Here is a 15,770-nt window from a genome sequence, read left to right on the forward strand (position 1 = left end):
CCACCGCTGGTCGTCGGGGCCGGCCTCCGCTGGTCGCCGGAGCCGTCAGGTGGCCTGTTCCGGGGCGGTGCGTCTGCGGAAGTCGGCCCAGGGGGCGAGTTCGGTGCCTTCGTCGGTCTCCTCGTACCAGCCCGTACCGGCCAGCCAGACGTGCAGCCAGTCGGTGAGGGTGGGCGCGTCCACGAACCAGGCGGCGTCCGCGTGGTCGGCGTTCGGTTCGTAGAGCAGGACGGTGGCCTGGGGGGTGCTGCAGTCCACACATGCGTACATGCCGCAGCCCCAGTGGGATATCGGCAGCACGCCCTCGGGCCAGGGCCACTGCGGGTCCTTGCGGCCGCTTGCACGGTTCGTGAGGTACTGGACGACGGCGGCCGGTTCGCCGGAGGGTGCGGCGTCCAGCAGGGGCAGCAGACCGTAGGACGGGCCGAAGCCGCCGTCGCCCACCCGTCGGTAGAGCGCGGCGAGGAGGGGCGGCAGGGGGAAGCCCAGGGCTTCCCGCGCGCGGTCGAGCGAGGCCGCGTCGACGGGCGCGGGCAGCGAAGGCCAGCCCCACGGAGGGGAGTTGCGGGCCTTCGCGGTCACCCGTGTCAGCAACTGCTCGATCTCCGTCATGGCTTCATGATGCAGGGCGGCACTGACAATGGGGCCGGGCCCTGGACGACGTTCCGCCGACGCTCCTCGTCCCGGAACGTTCCCGATCACGCTACAAGAGTGCGGCACTTTCGTCCGGGCGCCTGACCGGCTGATACTTGTGGCAGCAGGCATGCCGACGGAGTGACCTGGAGAGGGTACCGACCATGAAGGTGTTCAACCTGCTGCTCAACATCCTGTGGCTCGTCTTCTGCGGCTTCTGGATGGCCCTCGGTTACCTGATCGCAGCGTTGATCTGCTTCGTCCTGATCATCACCATCCCGTTCGGCATCGCGTCCCTGCGTATCGCCGGTTACGTCCTGTGGCCGTTCGGGCGGACGACCGTGGAGCGGCCCGACGCCGGCGCCGGGTCCTTCATCGGCAACGTGATCTGGGTGATCTTCGCGGGGTGGTGGCTGGCCCTGGCACACCTGATCACGAGCATCCCGCTGTTCCTGTCGATCATCGGCATCCCGTTCGGATGGGCCAACCTGAAGCTCATCCCGATCTCACTCATGCCGCTGGGGCGCGAGGTGGTCCCCTCGGACCAGGGATTCGCAGGACGCTGATCGTCCGCCGCGGGCACCGGGGTCTGAAACAACATCCCGGCAGCCGGACTTCAGGACGGTCCTCACCGGGGGCGGCCCGCCATCTTCTCCAGCCGGGCGATCCGTTCCGCCATGGGCGGGTGAGTCGAGAACATCTTGGACAGTCCCTCGCCCGGCCGGAAGGGGTTCGCGATCATCATGTGGCTCGCGGTCTCGATGCGGGGCTCCGGGGGCAGCGGAAGCTGCTTGGTACCGGCCTCCAGCTTGCGCAACGCGCCGGCCAGGGCGAGCGGGTCGCCGGTGAGCTGGGCTCCGGAGGCGTCCGCCTCGTACTCCCGGGAGCGGCTGATGGCGAGCTGGATGAGGGAGGCGGCGAGCGGACCCAGGATCATGATCAGCAGCAGGCCGAGGAAACCCGGGCCGTCGTCGTCGTCCGAACGGCCGACCGGGATCAGCCAGGCGAAGTTGACCAGGAACATGATCACGGAGGCGAGTGCGCCGGCCACCGACGAGATGAGGATGTCGCGGTTGTAGACGTGGCTGAGCTCATGGCCGATGACCCCGCGCAGTTCGCGCTCGTCGAGGATGCGCATGATGCCCTCCGTGCAGCACACGGCGGCGTTGCGCGGGTTGCGGCCGGTGGCGAAGGCGTTGGGCGCCTCCGTGGGCGAGATGTACAGGCGGGGCATGGGCTGGCGTGCCTGGGTGGAGAGCTCGCGCACCATCCGGTACAGGCCCGGGGCCTCGAACTCGCTCACCGGGCGGGCGCGCATCGCGCGTAGCGCCAGCTTGTCGCTGTTCCAGTACGCGTACGCGTTCGTGCCGAGGGCTACGAGGACCGCGACGATCAGACCCGTCCGGCCGAAGAAACTGCCGATGACGATGATGAGTGCCGACAGTCCCCCGAGGAGAACTGCGGTCCTTAGCCCGTTGTGCCGGCGGTGCACGGTACGCCCTCCAAGTCGTGCGGCAGGGGAACCCTTTGCCTGAGCTGCTGCCTTCCGGTCCCCGACGCCACTGGTGCCGTGGCGTCACGTCCAGTGGACATTCCCGAACTGGTCAACGCCAGGCGGTGGCCACTAGTTCCCTTGTGCCCGCTGTGCGCCGTGTGAGCCGTCCGGGTGAGGACGCCCGGAGACACGGGGAACGCGGACTCACGCGCCTGTGCGGGCCCGGTGCCGCCCGCGCGCGGGACGTCAGAACAGACCTGTGGCGGCGAAGCGCAGCACCAGCTGAGGCGCTCCGGACAGTGCTACGCCCAGGGCGCCGGTGAGGGCGAGCGCGGCTGTGAGGGGGCCCGGGAGGGGGTGCTTGGCCGGTTCGCCCTCGGGGGCGCGGAACAGCAGGGCCGCCCACTGGAGGTAGTAGAAGAGGGCGATCACCACGTTGACGGCCATGATGACGGCCAGCCAGCCGAGGCCCGCGTCCACGGCCGTCGAGAAGACGGTGACTTTCGCGAACAGCCCGATGACGCCGGGCGGGAGTCCGGCCAGGCACAGCAGGAAGAACGCCAGGAGCAGCGCGGTGAGCGGGTTCCTTGCGTACAGGCCGCGGTAGTCGGAGAGGCGGTTCAACTGCCGGGTGCGGCCGACCAGGGCGGCCACCGCGAAGGCGCCGAGGTTCACGGCCGCGTACATGAGGGCGTAGGCGATGGTGGAGCCGACGGCCTTCCGGGGGTCGGCGGTGTATCCGGCGGCGGCGATCGGCACCAGCAGGTAGCCCGCCTGGCCCACCGAGGACCAGGCGAGCAGTCGTACCGCGCTGTACGCGCGCGTGGCCTGCTGGCGCAGCGCCGCCACGTTGCCCGCGGTCATGGTGAGAGCGGCCAGGACGGCGAGCGCGGGTCCCCAGATGTCGGCGTACGACGGGAAGGCGACCACGGTGACCAGGATCAGGCCGGAGAAGCCGACGGCCTTGCCGACGACCGACAGGTAGGCGGCGATCGGGAGGGGAGCGCCGACGTAGGTGTCGGGCACCCAGAAGTGGAACGGGACCGCGGCCGTCTTGAAGGCGAAGCCCACGAGGGTGAGGACGACACCTGCCTGGGCGAGGGTGTGGAGTTGTCCGTCGACGTGCTGGACGCGTTCGGCGACCTGGGTGAGGTAGAGGCTGCCGGTCGTGGCGTACACGAAGCTGATGCCCAGGAGGCTGACGGCGGTGGCGGTCACCGAGGACAGGAAGAACTTGAGGGCCGCTTCGGAGGACCGTCTGTCACCGTGGCGGATGCCGACGAGGGCGAAGGCGGGCAGGGAGGCGACCTCCAGGGCGACGACCAGGGTGGCGAGGTCGCGTGCGGCGGGCAGCAGGGCGGCACCGGCGGCCGAGGAGAGCAGCAGGAACCAGAACTCGCCCTGGGGGTAGCGGCTCCTGCCGTCCTTCAGGGTGGTGAGGGACAGCAGCGCCGTGAGCAGGGCGCCGCCGAGGACCAGGAACTGCACGACCAGGGTGAAGCGGTCGGCGGTGTAGCTGCACGCGTGCGCGGCGCCGGTCACGCAGAAGGTGCTGCGGTCGTGGCCCAGGAGAGGGAGCAGCAGGGCGGCGGCCGCGGCGAGTCCGGCGACCGACACCCATCCGAGGAGCGGTTTCCTGGTCTCGGGCACGAACAGGTCGGCGACCAGGACCGCGAGTCCGACGACCGCGGTGAGGGTCGGCGGGGCGATGGCGAGCCAGTCGACGGACTGGACGAGGTGCGCGGCCAGGGGCTGGGCCAGGGCGCTCATCGGGTGCCTCCTGCGAGGAGCTGCTGGACGGCCGGGTCGGTCAGGCCGAGCAGGGCCCTGGGCCACAGTCCGGCGACGACGGTGAGGGCGACGAGCGGGGTCCAGGCAGCGAACTCGTACGTGCGGACGTCGGCGAGTTCCGGCAGGTCCCGTGGTGCGGCGCCCATGCAGACGCGGCGGACCACGGCCAGCATGTACGCGGCGGTGAGCAGGGTGCCGAAGGCGGCGATCGCCATGAAGGTCAGGAAGGCCGGGCGGCTCAGGCCGGCGGCGGGCTCGAACGCGCCGAACAGGGCGAGCATCTCGCCCCAGAACCCGGCGAGTCCGGGCAGTCCGAGCGAGGCGACGGCGGCGAACGCGAGCAGCCCGCCGAGGCGTGGCGCCCTGCCGTACAGCGCGGCGCCGGTGTCCGCGGAGAGGGTGTCGAGGTCGGTGCTGCCGGTACGGTCCTTGAGGCCGCCGACCAGGAAGAACAGCAGGCCGGTGATGAGGCCGTGGGCGATGTTGGCGAACAGGGCGCCGTTGACGCCGGTCGGGGTCATGGTGGCGATGCCGAGCAGGACGAAGCCCATGTGGCCGACGGAGGAGTAGGCGATCAGTCGTTTGAGGTCGCCCCGCACGCCCCGTTTGGCCAGGTTCAGGCAGGCCAGGGACCCGTAGACGATCCCGACGACGGCGAAGGCGGCGAGGTAGGGCGCGAAGGTGCGGAAGCCGTCCGGCGCGACCGGCAGCAGGATCCGGACGAACCCGTACGTGCCCATCTTCAGCAGGACGCCGGCCAGCATCACCGAGCCGACGGTCGGCGCGGCGGTGTGCGCGTCCGGCAGCCAGCTGTGCAGGGGCCACATCGGGGTCTTCACCGCGAGTCCGAGCCCGATCGCCAGCACGGCGACGACCTGCACGGACGTGGTCAGCGACCGGCCGTTGTCAGTGGCGAGTGCCACCATGTCGAACGTGCCCGCCTTGATTCCGATCAGGAGCAGGCCGAGCAGCATGACGACGGAGCCGAGCAGGGTGAAGAGGATGAACTTCCAGGCGGCCCGGTTCCGTCCCTCGCCGCCCCAGCGGGCGATGAGGAAGTACATCGGGACGAGCACGGTCTCGAACGCGAGGAAGAACAGCAGCAGGTCGAGGACGGCGAAGGTGGCGAGGGTGCCGGACTCCAGGACGAGCAGCAGCGCGACGAAGGCCTTCGGGGACGGTCCCGCGGGCGGGTTGAAGTACGAGTAGAGCGCGCACAGGAAGGTCAGCAGCGCGGTCAGGACCACGAGGGGGAGCGAGATGCCGTCGATGCCGAGGTGGATGCGCACGTCGAGTGCGGGGATCCAGCTGATGTCGGTCGTGGCCTGCATCCTGGACGGGTGGTCCTGGTCGAAGCCGAGGGCGAGGACGATCGCGGCGATGAGGACGGCACCGGTGACGGTCACGCCGTGCCGGAGCACGGCCTGCTCGGGTGACTTCCCCTTCAGCCCGGGAGGAGCGGGCAGCAGGGCGGCGACGGCGCCCAGGAGCGGGCCGACGACGATCAATGCCAGAAGGATCTGCATCACGGATTCACTGATATCGATCACGCCTGCTCACACTCCCGTGGCGACGAGGAGGACGGCGACCGCCAGGACGACGGTGCCGGCGAGCAGCGCGCTCACATAGGTCTGGACGTTGCCGGTCTGGGCGCGCCGCACGGCGGCGCCGAGCAGGCGGGGCAGGGCACCCGCCCCACGGACATAGGTGTCGACGACCTCACGGTCGAGGAACTGGACGAGGCTCGCGGCGGCCAGGACCGGGCGGACGAACAGGACGCCGTACAGGGCGTCCAGGTGGAAGCCCTCGGCCGCGTGCCGGTGCAGCGGGCCGAGCAGGAACCGGCCCGGGTCGGCCGGGTCGGGTGCGTAGGCCACGTCGCCGAACGCCGGGGCGTGGGCGGCGATGGCCTCGGCCTCGACCTGACCCGCGTCGCCCTCCGGGTGCGCGGCGACGGCACCCAGCGGGACCCGGGCCGCCGACGTCCGGGTGCGCTGCCAGGCGCCGTAGGTGACGAGACCACCGGCCAGCGCGAGGCCGGTGCCAAGGACCGAGGTGGCGAGGGTCGGGGTGAGGGCACGGCCGTCGAACCAGCCGGGCAGCGAGCGGTAGGCGAACCCGCCGAAGGCCAGGGACGGGACGGCCAGCACCCACAGCACCACCGTCATGGACAGCGGCTGCCTGCCGTGGTCCGGGGCCTCGGTCCCTCGGCCCCGGAAGGCCAGCAGCCACAGCCGGGTCGCGTAGGCGGCGGTCAGCAACGCGGTGACGAGACCGGCGACGAGGACGATCCAGCCGGCGCTGCCGGGGACGTGCTCGGCGTGGCCGTTCGTCGCGTGCTCGGCGGCGCCGAGGACCGACTCCTTGGAGAAGAAGCCGCTGAAGGGCGGGATCGCGGCGAGCGCGAGCAGCGCCACGGTCATCGTCCAGTAGGCGTCCGGGACTCGTTCGCGCAGTCCGGAGGTCCGGGACATGACGGCGAGCGAGTTGGTGCCGGCGGCGTGGATGATCACACCGGCCGCGAGGAACAGGAGCGCTTTGAAGGCTCCGTGGGACAGCAGGTGGAAGACGGCGGCACCACGGTCGCCGACGGCGAGGGCGCCCGTCATGTAGCCGAGCTGACCGATCGTCGAGTAGGCGAGGACGCGCTTGATGTCGTCCTGGGCGAGGGCGGCGAGGGCCGAACCGGTCATCGTGACGGCGCTCATCACGGCGAGGACGACCATCACGGCCGCACTGGCCTCGAAGACCGGAAGGAGCCGGGCGACGAAGTAGACACCGGCCGCGACCATGGTCGCGGCGTGGATCAGCGCGGAGACGGGGGTCGGACCGGCCATGGCGTCCGGGAGCCAGGTGTGCAGCGGGAACTGCGCCGACTTGCCCGCCACACCGCACAGGAGGAGCAGGCCGACGAGGGTCGGGTGGTGCAGGCCGCCGTCCGCGACGGCGCTGAGGATCGTGGTGATGCGGAACGACCCGGCGTCGGTGGCCAGCGCGAACAGGCCGATCAGGAACGGCACGTCACCGAGCTTGGTGACCAGGAAGGCCTTGAGGGAGGCGGCGCGTGCCTCGGGGGTCTCCCAGTAGTGGCCGACGAGGAAGTAGGAGCAGATGCCCATGACTTCCCAGCCGACCAGCAGCACGATCAGGTCGCCGGAGTAGACGACCAGCAGCATCGCGGAGGTGAAGAGGGAGACGAGGGCGGCGTACGACGGGTAGCGCGGGTCGTCGCGCAGATAGCCGGTCGAGTAGATCTGCACGCAGGTGGCGACGAAGGCGACCAGGACGGCGACGAGGGCTGCGAAGCCGTCGACGTCCAGGGCGAGTTCGATCGGCACCGAGCCGGTCGGGGTGAGCTGCGTGTGCGCCTCGACGGCCCGGCCGCCGCCTTGGTCCCAGGCGACCGCGCAGGCGAGGGCGAGCGCGGCGAGCGTCGGCAGGACCGCGAGCGGGCGGACGAACCCGGGAGCCGTGCGCCCAAGGAGCAGACCGGCCACGGCGCCGAGGAACGGCAGGAGGGGGACGAGGACGGCGAGGGTGGTCGTGGTCACGCGGTGGCCTCAGCCTTCTCGTCGGCCGTCCCGTCCGTGGGCGGGCCGGCCGTTCCTTCCTCATGGCCCTCGGCGGTGTCGCGGAGCCGGTCGATGTCGGAGGTGCCGCGGTTGCGGTGGACGGCGAGGACGATCGCTAGGCCGATGCCGATCTCGGCGGCGGCGATGGCGATGGTGAACAGCGTCAGGGCCTGACCGGAGTGCAGGGTGTCCCGGGCCGCCTTGCTCAGCCAGACGTCGAAGGCGACGAGGTTCAGGTTGACGGCGTTGAGCATCAGCTCGACCGACATCAGGACCAGGATCGCGTTGCGGCGTGCGAGGACGCCGTACAGGCCGGTGCAGAAGAGAAGAGCGGAGAGAACGGCGGGATAGGCGAGGTGCATCAGCGGGCGCCTTCCTGCTCGATCGGGTGAATCCCGGAATCCGTGACCGGAGGGGAACTCTGCGTGACGACCCGTCCGTTCACAGGGGGCGGGGACGGATCCGTCTTCGCCTTGCGGGACAGGACGATCGCCCCGACCAGGGCAGCGAGGAGGAGGACGGAGAGGGCCTCGAAGGGCAGGACCCAGTTCTGGAACAGGCTCGCGCCGGTGACCTTCGTCGAGCCGGCTGCGGGGCCGCCCAGGTCGATCCAGGTGGTGCGGAAGGCGTCCACGACCACCCAGACGAGGGCGGCGGCCGCGGCCACGGCGACGGCCAGCGCGAACCAGCGGTTCCCGGAGTCGGCGTCCGGGGACCGGCCGATGGGGGCCTTGGTGAGCATCAGACCGAACAGAAGGAGGACGACGACGGAACCCACGTAGATGAGGACCTGCACCCAGGCGATGAACTCGGCGGTGAGCAGCAGGTATTCGACGGCGAGACCACCGAGGGCGACCACCAGCCAGAGGGCGGCGTGCACCAGCTGGCGGGTGGTGACCGTGACGAGCGCGGCGCCGAAGGTGACCAGGCCGACGAGCAGGAAGGCCACCTCCACGCCGGTCGGGGACAGGAAGCCGTGCGGTGTCTGGGCGAGGGCGGTCATGCCTCCCCCTCCCCCGGCTCGGGGTCGCGAGCGGCCTGCGCCTGCGCGGCGGCGAGCTTCTCGGCGCTCTTGCGGGCGGCGGCGATCTCCTTCGGTTCCTCCGCACCGGCGTCGAGGGCGGGCGGGGCGGGGACCGTCCACATCCATGCGCGGAGCTTGTCCCGCTCGTGGGTGAGTTCGTGGATGTCGGTCTCCGCGTACTCGAACTCCGGGGACCAGAACAGGGCGTCGAAAGGACAGACCTCGATGCAGATACCGCAGTACATGCACAGGGAGAAGTCGATGGCGAAGCGGTCCAGGACGTTGCGGCTGCGTTCACGGCCGCCGGGGGCCGCCGGCGGGACGGTCTCCTTGTGGGAGTCGATGTAGATGCACCAGTCGGGGCACTCACGGGCGCAGAGCATGCAGACCGTGCAGTTCTCCTCGAACAGGCCGATGACACCCCGGGTGCGGGGCGGGAGGTCGGGAAGCGCGTCCGGGTACTGCTCGGTGACCGACTTGCGGGTCATCGTGCGCAGGGTGACGGCCAGACCCTTGGCGAGGCCGGAGCCAGGAACGGGGGCCATCAGGAGATCACCACCTTGACGATGCCGGTGAGGGCGATCTGGGCGAGGGAGAGGGGGACGAGGAGGGTCCAGGAGAACTTCTGCAGCTGGTCCTCGCGCAGGCGGGGGTAGGTGACGCGGAGCCAGATCACGACGAAGGCCAGGAGTGCCGTCTTCAGCAGGGTCCACAGCCAGCCCAGACCGTCGGCACCCCACGGGCCGTGCCAGCCGCCCAGGAAGAGGACGGTGGTCAGACCGCACAGGACGACGATCCCGGCGTACTCGGCGAGCAGGAAGAGGGCGAAGCGCAGGCCGGTGTACTCGGTGTAGGCGCCGAAGATGATCTCCGAATCGGCTACGGGCATGTCGAACGGGGGCCGCTGGAGCTCCGCGAGGCCGGCGACGAAGAACACCAGCGCACCGGTGATCTGCCAGGGCAGCCACCACCAGTGGAAGGCGCCGACGATGCCCGGCAGGGAGACCGTGCCGGCCGCCATCGCCACGGAGGCGGCGGCGAGCAGCATCGGCAGTTCGTAGGCGAGGAGCTGAGCGGCGGTACGCAGGCCGCCGAGGAGGGAGAACTTGTTGGCGCTGGCCCAGCCGGCCATGAGCGAGCCGAGGACGCCGACGCCCATGACGGCCAGCACGAAGAACACACCGGCGTCCAGGACCTGACCGACGGCTCCCTCGCCGGGCCCGATCGGGATGGCCAGCAGCACGAGCAGGTAGGGGAGGAGGGCCACCGCAGGCGCCAGTTGGAAGACACGGCGGTCCGCACCCGCCGGGACCACGTCCTCCTTCTGCGCGAACTTCACACCGTCGGCGATCAGCTGGGCCCAGCCGTGGAAGCCGCCGGCGTACATCGGTCCGAGGCGGCCCTGCATGTGGGCCATCACCTTGTGCTCGGTCTGACCGACGATCAGGGGGAAGGTGAGGAAGACGACGAACACGACGACGAGTCGCAGGGCGACGTCCAGAGCGCCGTTCACTGCGAGCCTCCTGTGCGGTCGTCTCGGGGCGGTTGGTCGGGATCGGCGTGGTCGTGACCGGCTTGGTCCTGACCGGCGTGGTCGGGGGCGGCCTTTTCGGGGGCGGGTTTCTCGGGGGCGGGTTTCTCGGGGGCGGGTTGCTCGGGGGCGGATGTCTCGGTGCCGGGGGCTTCAGAGGCCGGAGGGGCGCTGGCTGCGGGGACGTCCGAGGCCGGGGCCGCGGTACCCGGCTCCTCAGGTGCCGCGCCGTCGGAGACGGGACCCTCCTCGGCGCCGGGTCGACCCACCGGCGGCCTCGACGGCCCTGACGGCTCGGTCGGCCCCGACGGCTCGGTCGGCGTCGCGGGCCGCCCGGCGGGTTCCGGTTCGTCGAAGGCCGGACGGGCGTGGTGCCATGGCGCGTCCGCGCTGCGCGCGGGGCGGGGCGGGGCGGCCGGTTCCGTCGACGGTGCCGCCTCCTGCGCGCGCTGCGAAGCGGAACCACCCGAGGCGGTACGCGCTCGGCGTGGTCCCCGGGGAGCCGCCGACCGCTCGGGCGCCGGAGCGGTCTCCTCCACGGAGGACGGCTCCGGGGACGCCTGCTCCCCGGGGATCTCCTCCGCAGAGGCCTGCTTCGCGGCCGTCTCCGCCTCCCCCGCCGCCCGCTGAGAGGCGGACCCGCCGCTCGCGGTGCGCGAGCGGCGCGCGGGGGTGGGCGGCTGCTCTCCGGCCGCCGCCCGCTGGGAAGCGGACCCGGCGCTCGCCGTGCGCGAGCGGCGTGGAGTGGTCGCCGGCCGGGGTTCGGACGGCGTCGGCCCTGCCGCCGGGGCCTGCCCAGCGGCCCCCGCCCCCGGAACCTGCGCAGCCGCGCCCGCCCCCGGAACCTGCCCAGCCACGTCCGTCGTCGTGGGTGGCTCGGATGTGTCCGTCGTCGTGGGTGGTTCGGTCGGCAGGCTCGCCGAGCCCGCGGCCGCCGTGCGTGCGCGTCGTACCGGGCGGTCGCCGGCCGCGGCGGGCGGGCGGGTGCCGGCGGTTCGGGCCGGACGGGCGGGGGCGGGTGGGAGCTGGCCCTTCAGAGGGCCCCACTCGTTGGGGTCGGGGACGCCCGGGGGGAGCATCTGGCGGCGCTTGGGGCCGCCGTGGTCGGACTCGCCAGGTTCCTTGGCTCCGGGCCAGGCCTTGGCGACGCGGGCGGCCAGCACGAAGTCCTTGCGGAGGGGGTGGCCCTCGAAGGTTTCCGGGAGGAGGAGGTGGTCGAGGCCGGGGTGACCGGTGAAGCGGACGCCGAACATCTCGTGGGTCTCACGTTCGTGCCAGCGGGCGCCCGCGTAGACGCCGACGGCGGACGGGAGTTCGGGGTCGGCGTGCGGCACGGTCGTGCGCAGCAGGAGGCGGCGCGCCGGGGCAAGGGCGACGACATGGGCACAGACGCGGAATCCGGTGCCGGGTTCGTCGACCGCGCTCAGCCAGTCGAAGTAGGTGCAGGAGAGGGTCGTACGGGCGACTTCCAGGGCGGTCGGCCAGGAGGACGGCGGGACGTCGACGGTGAGAACCCCGTAGGACTCCTCGGCCGTCGCGTCCGGGCCGAAGAGTTCCTCGACGGGTGCCGGCAGCCAGCCGGTCGTGGGGGTCATCGGGTGTCCCCCTCCCCCGTCCTCGTCTCCGTCCCCGTCTCCGTCCCCGGGGCCGGCGGGTGCACCAGGCCGCTCTGGAGGGCCGCGGCGGAGGGGCGCTGGGCGCCGTAGCGGTCGCGGAGGGACTCGGCCGCGATCTTCTCCTGGAGTTTCAGGATGCCCTGGAGGAGAGCCTCGGGGCGGGGCGGGCAGCCGGGGACGTAGACGTCGACCGGGATGATCTGGTCGACGCCCTTGGTGACGGAGTAGGAGTCCCAGTAGGGGCCGCCGCAGTTCGAGCAGGCGCCGAAGGAGATGACGTACTTCGGCTCGGGCATCTGCTCGTACAGGCGCTTGACCGCCGGGGCCATCTTGTCCGTGACCGTCCCCGAGACCACCATCAGGTCGGCCTGGCGAGGGCCCGGCGCGAAGGGGATCACGCCGAGGCGGATGAAGTCGTGGCGGGCCATCGACGCGGCGATGAACTCGATCGCGCAGCAGGCGAGGCCGAAGTTGAAGACCCAGAGCGAATAGCGGCGGCCCCAGTTGAGGACGACCTTCATGGGCTCGGGGGCGAGGCGGGCGAGCGCGCCCAGTTTCCCGCTGCCTTCCGCGGGGGGAACAGCGGGTTCCGGCAGCAGGACGGGCTCCGGCGTCACGTCCATGTCAGGACGCCCTTCTTGTATGCGTACAGCAGGCCGACGGTGAGGAAGCCGAGGAAGATGAACATCTCCACGAGCGTGGCCACGCCGTAGCCGGGGGCGGCGAAGACCGTCGCCCAGGGGAACAGGAAGATCGAGTCGACGGCGAAGATGACGTAGAGGAAGGCGTAGACGTAGTAGCGGACCTGGGTGTGGGCCCAGCCCTCGCCGACGGGGTCGACGCCGCACTCGTAGGTGAGGAGTTTCTCGGGGCTGGGGACCACCGGGCGCAGCAGCCGGCCGGCCCCGAAGGCGACGGCGACGAAGAGCACGCCGACGACGGTCAGCAACCCCACGACCGAGTAGGACGCGAAGTAGCCCGCCGCGACGGCCACGGTCGGCTCACCACCCACCGTCTCCCGCATCGTCCGCCCCTCACTCCCTCGACAGACAGCGGACCCGGTCCGGCCCGTTGTCCCGACCTCGGTGCGTGACCTCGGTCAACTCCTGATTCGACGATCTGTACGCACGGGAGTCTAGGCCCTGATAAAGGGACGGTAAGCAGCCCCGTCGCACCGTGGGACCCGTTGCGTGAGGCCACTGGTGGGGTTTTCCCCAGGGTGACCGGGGCGGCGAACTCCATGGCGCGGCGTGACGGCACACGGCACGCTGGCGCGTATGACCGCACCCGTGCCCCGATCCCCCAGCTCCGTCGACGGCGGAGACGACCCTGAGCGGCTGCCGCCCGTGCGCTTCGCCTTCGACGGTCACACCTGGAAGGAGATCGCGCACCTTCTGCTGAACCTGCCGATGTCGCTGTTCGGCTTCGTCTACGTGATGACGACGCTGTGGGCGAGCGGCATCCTGACGATCACGGTGATCGGCATCCCGCTGCTCGCCGCCACCCTGCTGGGCGCCCGGCAGCTGGGGAAGCTGGAACGCGCACGCGCGCGTGCGCTGCTGGGGGTGCGGGTCGAGGAGCCGACGCCGCTGCCGTGGGGGAAGCGCGGCGCGGGCTCGCAGCGGCTGTGGATGACGCTCAAGGACCCGGTGGGCTGGCGGACGCTGTTGTACGACTTCATCCGGCTGCCCTGGGGCGTGCTCACCTTCGCTGTGACGCTGACCTCGCTGTTCGTGCTGTGGCCGGTGCTGCCTTTCCTCGCGCGCGGGTTGGCGAACGTGGACCGGGCGATGGTCCGCGGCCTGTTGTCGCCGTCCGACGAACTGGAGCGCCGGATCGCCGAACTGGAGTCCGACCGGGGGGTGGTCGTGGACACGGCGGCCGCCGATCTGCGGCGGATCGAGCGGGATCTGCACGACGGCGCGCAGGCCCGCCTGGTCAATCTGGCGATGGGGCTCGGCCTGGCGAAGGAGAAGCTGCTGGAGGATCCGGACGCGGCCGCCGCGATGGTCGAGGAGGCGCACGGCGAGGTGAAGCTGGCTCTCCAGGAGCTCCGCGATCTGGCCCGGGGCATCCACCCGGCGGTGCTGACCGACCGGGGGCTGGACGCGGCGCTGTCCTCGGTCGCCTCGCGGTGCACGGTGCCGGTGCAGGTGACCGCCGATCTGCCGGCCAGACCGGCGCCCGCGATCGAGGGCATCGCCTATTTCACCGTCTCCGAACTGCTGCAGAACATCAGCAAGCACAGCGGTGCGCGCAGCGCCTCGGTCGACGTGTGGCGCGCCGACGACCGGCTGATGATCCAGGTACGGGACGACGGGCGGGGCGGGGCGAGCCTGGACCGTGGCACCGGCATGCGGGGGCTCGCGGACCGGCTGGGCGCGGTCGACGGCCTGTTCCTCGTCGTGTCGCCGGACGGCGGCCCCACGACGGTCACCGCCGAGCTGCCCTGGCGCGACCGGTCGTAGGACGGAGGGGCCGGTCGGGGAGCGGACCGGGGGGTGGGGAAAACCCCCCGTCCAAGACGCCGACGGACTCCATGGTCCGTGCGCCTGCGGCGCAGCAGGGTGGAGGTACGGCAGGACAGGGCCGAGGCGACTGGGACAGGACGGGACGGCGGCGATGGCCACGGAGTACGGACAGGCACACGGGTACGGGCAGGAGCGCGGGTACGGCCACGGCCACGGGCCGTACGAGCCCTACGAGGAGCGTCGGCGCCGGGTGCCCGCCGTGCTGCGGGCGCCGTTCGAGGCGCGCAGCCTGCGTGAGTTCGGCTACGTGCTGTCGGGCCTTCCGGTCGGTGTCGCGCTGTTCGTGTGGACCGTGACGATGCTGTCCCTCGGCGTCGGGTTGCTGGTGACCTTCGTCGGGATCCCGCTGCTGGCGGTGGCCCTCGCCGGATGCCGGGGTCTCGGGGCGCTGGAGCGGGCACGCGCGCGGGGGCTGCTGCGGCTGGAGGTGGCGGACCCGGAGCCGTTGCGGATGCGCAAGCCGGGGTTCTTCGCCTGGACGGGCGCGGTGCTGAAGAGCGGCACGTCCTGGCGTCACCTGCTGTACGCGGTGCTCCAGTTCCCCTGGTCGATGTTCTCGTTCGTCGTCGCGCTCAACCTGTGGGTGTACGGCTGGGCCTTGTTGACGTATCCGCTGTGGTTCTGGGTGTTCCCGGTGTACGTCGGGCAGGGCGGGCTCCAGCTCTACGGCGACGCGCATCACAGCGTCTACGTGGACAACCCGTTCGAGATCACCGTGACGGTGCTGGTGGGGCTGCTCTTCACACTGGCCACGCCGTGGATCGTGCGGGCGCTGACGATGGTGGACCGGGTGATGGTGCACGGGCTGCTGGGGCCGTCGAAGCTGGCCTCGCGGGTGGTGGAGCTGGAGTCGGACCGGGGGGTGGTCGTCGACACGGCCGCCGCCGACCTGCGGCGGATCGAGCGGGACCTGCACGACGGGGCGCAGGCGCGGCTGGTCGCGCTGGCCATGGACCTGGGGCTGGCGAAGGAGAAGGTGCGGGAGGACCCGCAGGTCGCGGCACGCATGGTGGACGAGGCGCACGGTGAGGTGAAGACCGCGTTGCAGGAGCTGCGGGATCTGGCCCGTGGGATTCATCCGGCGGTGCTGACCGACCGGGGGCTGGACGCGGCGCTGTCCTCGGTCGCCTCGCGCTGCACGGTGCCGGTGCGGGTGGAGGTCGACCTGGTGGAGCGGCCCGCGGCGGCCATCGAGGGGATCGCGTACTTCACCGTGTCCGAGCTGCTGCAGAACGTCAGCAAGCACGCGCGCGCGAGTGAGGTGACGGTGGATGTGTGGCGGAGCGAGGACCGGTTGATGCTGCAGGTGGTGGACGACGGGGTGGGGGGTGCCGACACGACCAAGGGATCGGGGCTGGCGGGGCTGGCCGAGCGGCTGGACGCGGTCGACGGGATCCTGGTGGTGGACTCTCCGGCGGGCGGGCCCACCCGGGTGACGGCGGAGCTGCCCTGGCGGCGCTGAGGACACGGCTCCGCCCCGCCGCCCCTCCCCCTCGGCACCCCCGTACTCCTGGGGACCGGCCCCCTCAGGCCCGCGTCGCCGCCACTCGATTTTGGCTCGCGTCCTCCCCTACCCG

15 protein-coding genes are annotated in these 15,770 nt (G+C 71.6%); 3 read left to right on the forward strand and 12 right to left on the reverse strand.

What is annotated here, in order from left to right; all coding sequences use genetic code 11:
• Positions 1-45: 45 nt before the first annotated feature.
• Complete coding sequence (locus AB0G52_RS20005) at positions 46-612, reverse strand: SMI1/KNR4 family protein (protein ID WP_132890238.1); 567 nt, start codon at positions 610-612, stop codon at positions 46-48.
• A 185-nt stretch (positions 613-797) separates the two neighbouring features.
• Here AB0G52_RS20005 and AB0G52_RS20010 point away from each other — a divergent pair, with 185 nt between their 5' ends.
• Positions 798-1,199 carry a YccF domain-containing protein gene (locus AB0G52_RS20010; RefSeq protein WP_132890239.1) on the forward strand — a complete coding sequence of 134 codons (402 nt, stop codon included), beginning with the start codon at positions 798-800 and terminating at the stop codon, positions 1,197-1,199.
• Positions 1,200-1,261: 62 nt separating this feature from the next.
• Here AB0G52_RS20010 and htpX read toward each other — a convergent pair whose 3' ends face one another.
• From htpX to AB0G52_RS20065, 11 genes are all read right to left on the reverse strand, one after another.
• On the reverse strand, positions 1,262-2,125 hold the full coding sequence (gene htpX / locus AB0G52_RS20015; protein WP_132890240.1) for a zinc metalloprotease HtpX: 864 nt from the start codon (positions 2,123-2,125) through the stop codon (positions 1,262-1,264).
• A 249-nt stretch (positions 2,126-2,374) separates the two neighbouring features.
• Positions 2,375-3,898 carry an NADH-quinone oxidoreductase subunit N gene (locus AB0G52_RS20020; protein ID WP_132890241.1) on the reverse strand — a complete coding sequence of 508 codons (1,524 nt, stop codon included), beginning with the start codon at positions 3,896-3,898 and terminating at the stop codon, positions 2,375-2,377.
• A complete protein-coding gene (locus AB0G52_RS20025) occupies positions 3,895-5,469 on the reverse strand; it encodes an NADH-quinone oxidoreductase subunit M (RefSeq protein ID WP_132890242.1) in 1,575 nt (524 codons plus the stop codon). The genes AB0G52_RS20020 and AB0G52_RS20025 overlap by 4 nt, the downstream gene beginning before the upstream one ends.
• Before the next feature lie 6 nt (positions 5,470-5,475).
• The gene (locus AB0G52_RS20030; protein ID WP_132890243.1) at positions 5,476-7,470 is read right to left on the reverse strand and encodes an NADH-quinone oxidoreductase subunit L; all 1,995 of its coding nucleotides are present in this window, start codon (positions 7,468-7,470) and stop codon (positions 5,476-5,478) included.
• On the reverse strand, positions 7,467-7,853 hold the full coding sequence (gene nuoK / locus AB0G52_RS20035) for an NADH-quinone oxidoreductase subunit NuoK (protein ID WP_132890244.1): 387 nt from the start codon (positions 7,851-7,853) through the stop codon (positions 7,467-7,469). The genes AB0G52_RS20030 and nuoK overlap by 4 nt, the downstream gene beginning before the upstream one ends.
• Positions 7,853-8,494, reverse strand: coding sequence for an NADH-quinone oxidoreductase subunit J (locus tag AB0G52_RS20040; protein ID WP_361337593.1), 642 nt, complete (start codon positions 8,492-8,494; stop codon positions 7,853-7,855). Before AB0G52_RS20040 ends, nuoK begins: the two co-directional genes overlap by 1 nt.
• The gene (locus AB0G52_RS20045; protein ID WP_132890246.1) at positions 8,491-9,060 is read right to left on the reverse strand and encodes an NADH-quinone oxidoreductase subunit I; all 570 of its coding nucleotides are present in this window, start codon (positions 9,058-9,060) and stop codon (positions 8,491-8,493) included. Before AB0G52_RS20045 ends, AB0G52_RS20040 begins: the two co-directional genes overlap by 4 nt.
• Positions 9,060-10,028, reverse strand: a complete 969-nt coding sequence (locus tag AB0G52_RS20050) for a complex I subunit 1 family protein (protein WP_361337595.1) — start codon at positions 10,026-10,028, stop codon at positions 9,060-9,062. Before AB0G52_RS20050 ends, AB0G52_RS20045 begins: the two co-directional genes overlap by 1 nt.
• Positions 10,025-11,641 (reverse strand): NADH-quinone oxidoreductase subunit C, encoded by a 1,617-nt coding sequence (locus AB0G52_RS20055; RefSeq protein WP_361337597.1) that lies wholly within the window; start codon positions 11,639-11,641, stop codon positions 10,025-10,027. The genes AB0G52_RS20050 and AB0G52_RS20055 overlap by 4 nt, the downstream gene beginning before the upstream one ends.
• Entirely contained in the window at positions 11,638-12,285 is a 648-nt protein-coding gene (locus tag AB0G52_RS20060) for an NADH-quinone oxidoreductase subunit B family protein (RefSeq protein WP_361337599.1), read from the reverse strand. Before AB0G52_RS20060 ends, AB0G52_RS20055 begins: the two co-directional genes overlap by 4 nt.
• The gene (locus AB0G52_RS20065) at positions 12,276-12,686 is read right to left on the reverse strand and encodes an NADH-quinone oxidoreductase subunit A (RefSeq protein ID WP_361337601.1); all 411 of its coding nucleotides are present in this window, start codon (positions 12,684-12,686) and stop codon (positions 12,276-12,278) included. Before AB0G52_RS20065 ends, AB0G52_RS20060 begins: the two co-directional genes overlap by 10 nt.
• Before the next feature lie 253 nt (positions 12,687-12,939).
• Between AB0G52_RS20065 and AB0G52_RS20070 the strand changes: the two genes are divergently transcribed.
• Positions 12,940-14,130 carry a sensor domain-containing protein gene (locus tag AB0G52_RS20070; protein WP_361337603.1) on the forward strand — a complete coding sequence of 397 codons (1,191 nt, stop codon included), beginning with the start codon at positions 12,940-12,942 and terminating at the stop codon, positions 14,128-14,130.
• A 154-nt stretch (positions 14,131-14,284) separates the two neighbouring features.
• A complete protein-coding gene (locus AB0G52_RS20075) occupies positions 14,285-15,655 on the forward strand; it encodes a sensor histidine kinase (RefSeq protein ID WP_132890252.1) in 1,371 nt (456 codons plus the stop codon).
• The last annotated feature ends 115 nt before the right edge of the window (positions 15,656-15,770 follow it).

The sequence above is a fragment of the Streptomyces sp. NPDC021562 genome (genome assembly GCF_040640875.1).
Lineage (GTDB): Bacteria > Actinomycetota > Actinomycetes > Streptomycetales > Streptomycetaceae > Streptomyces.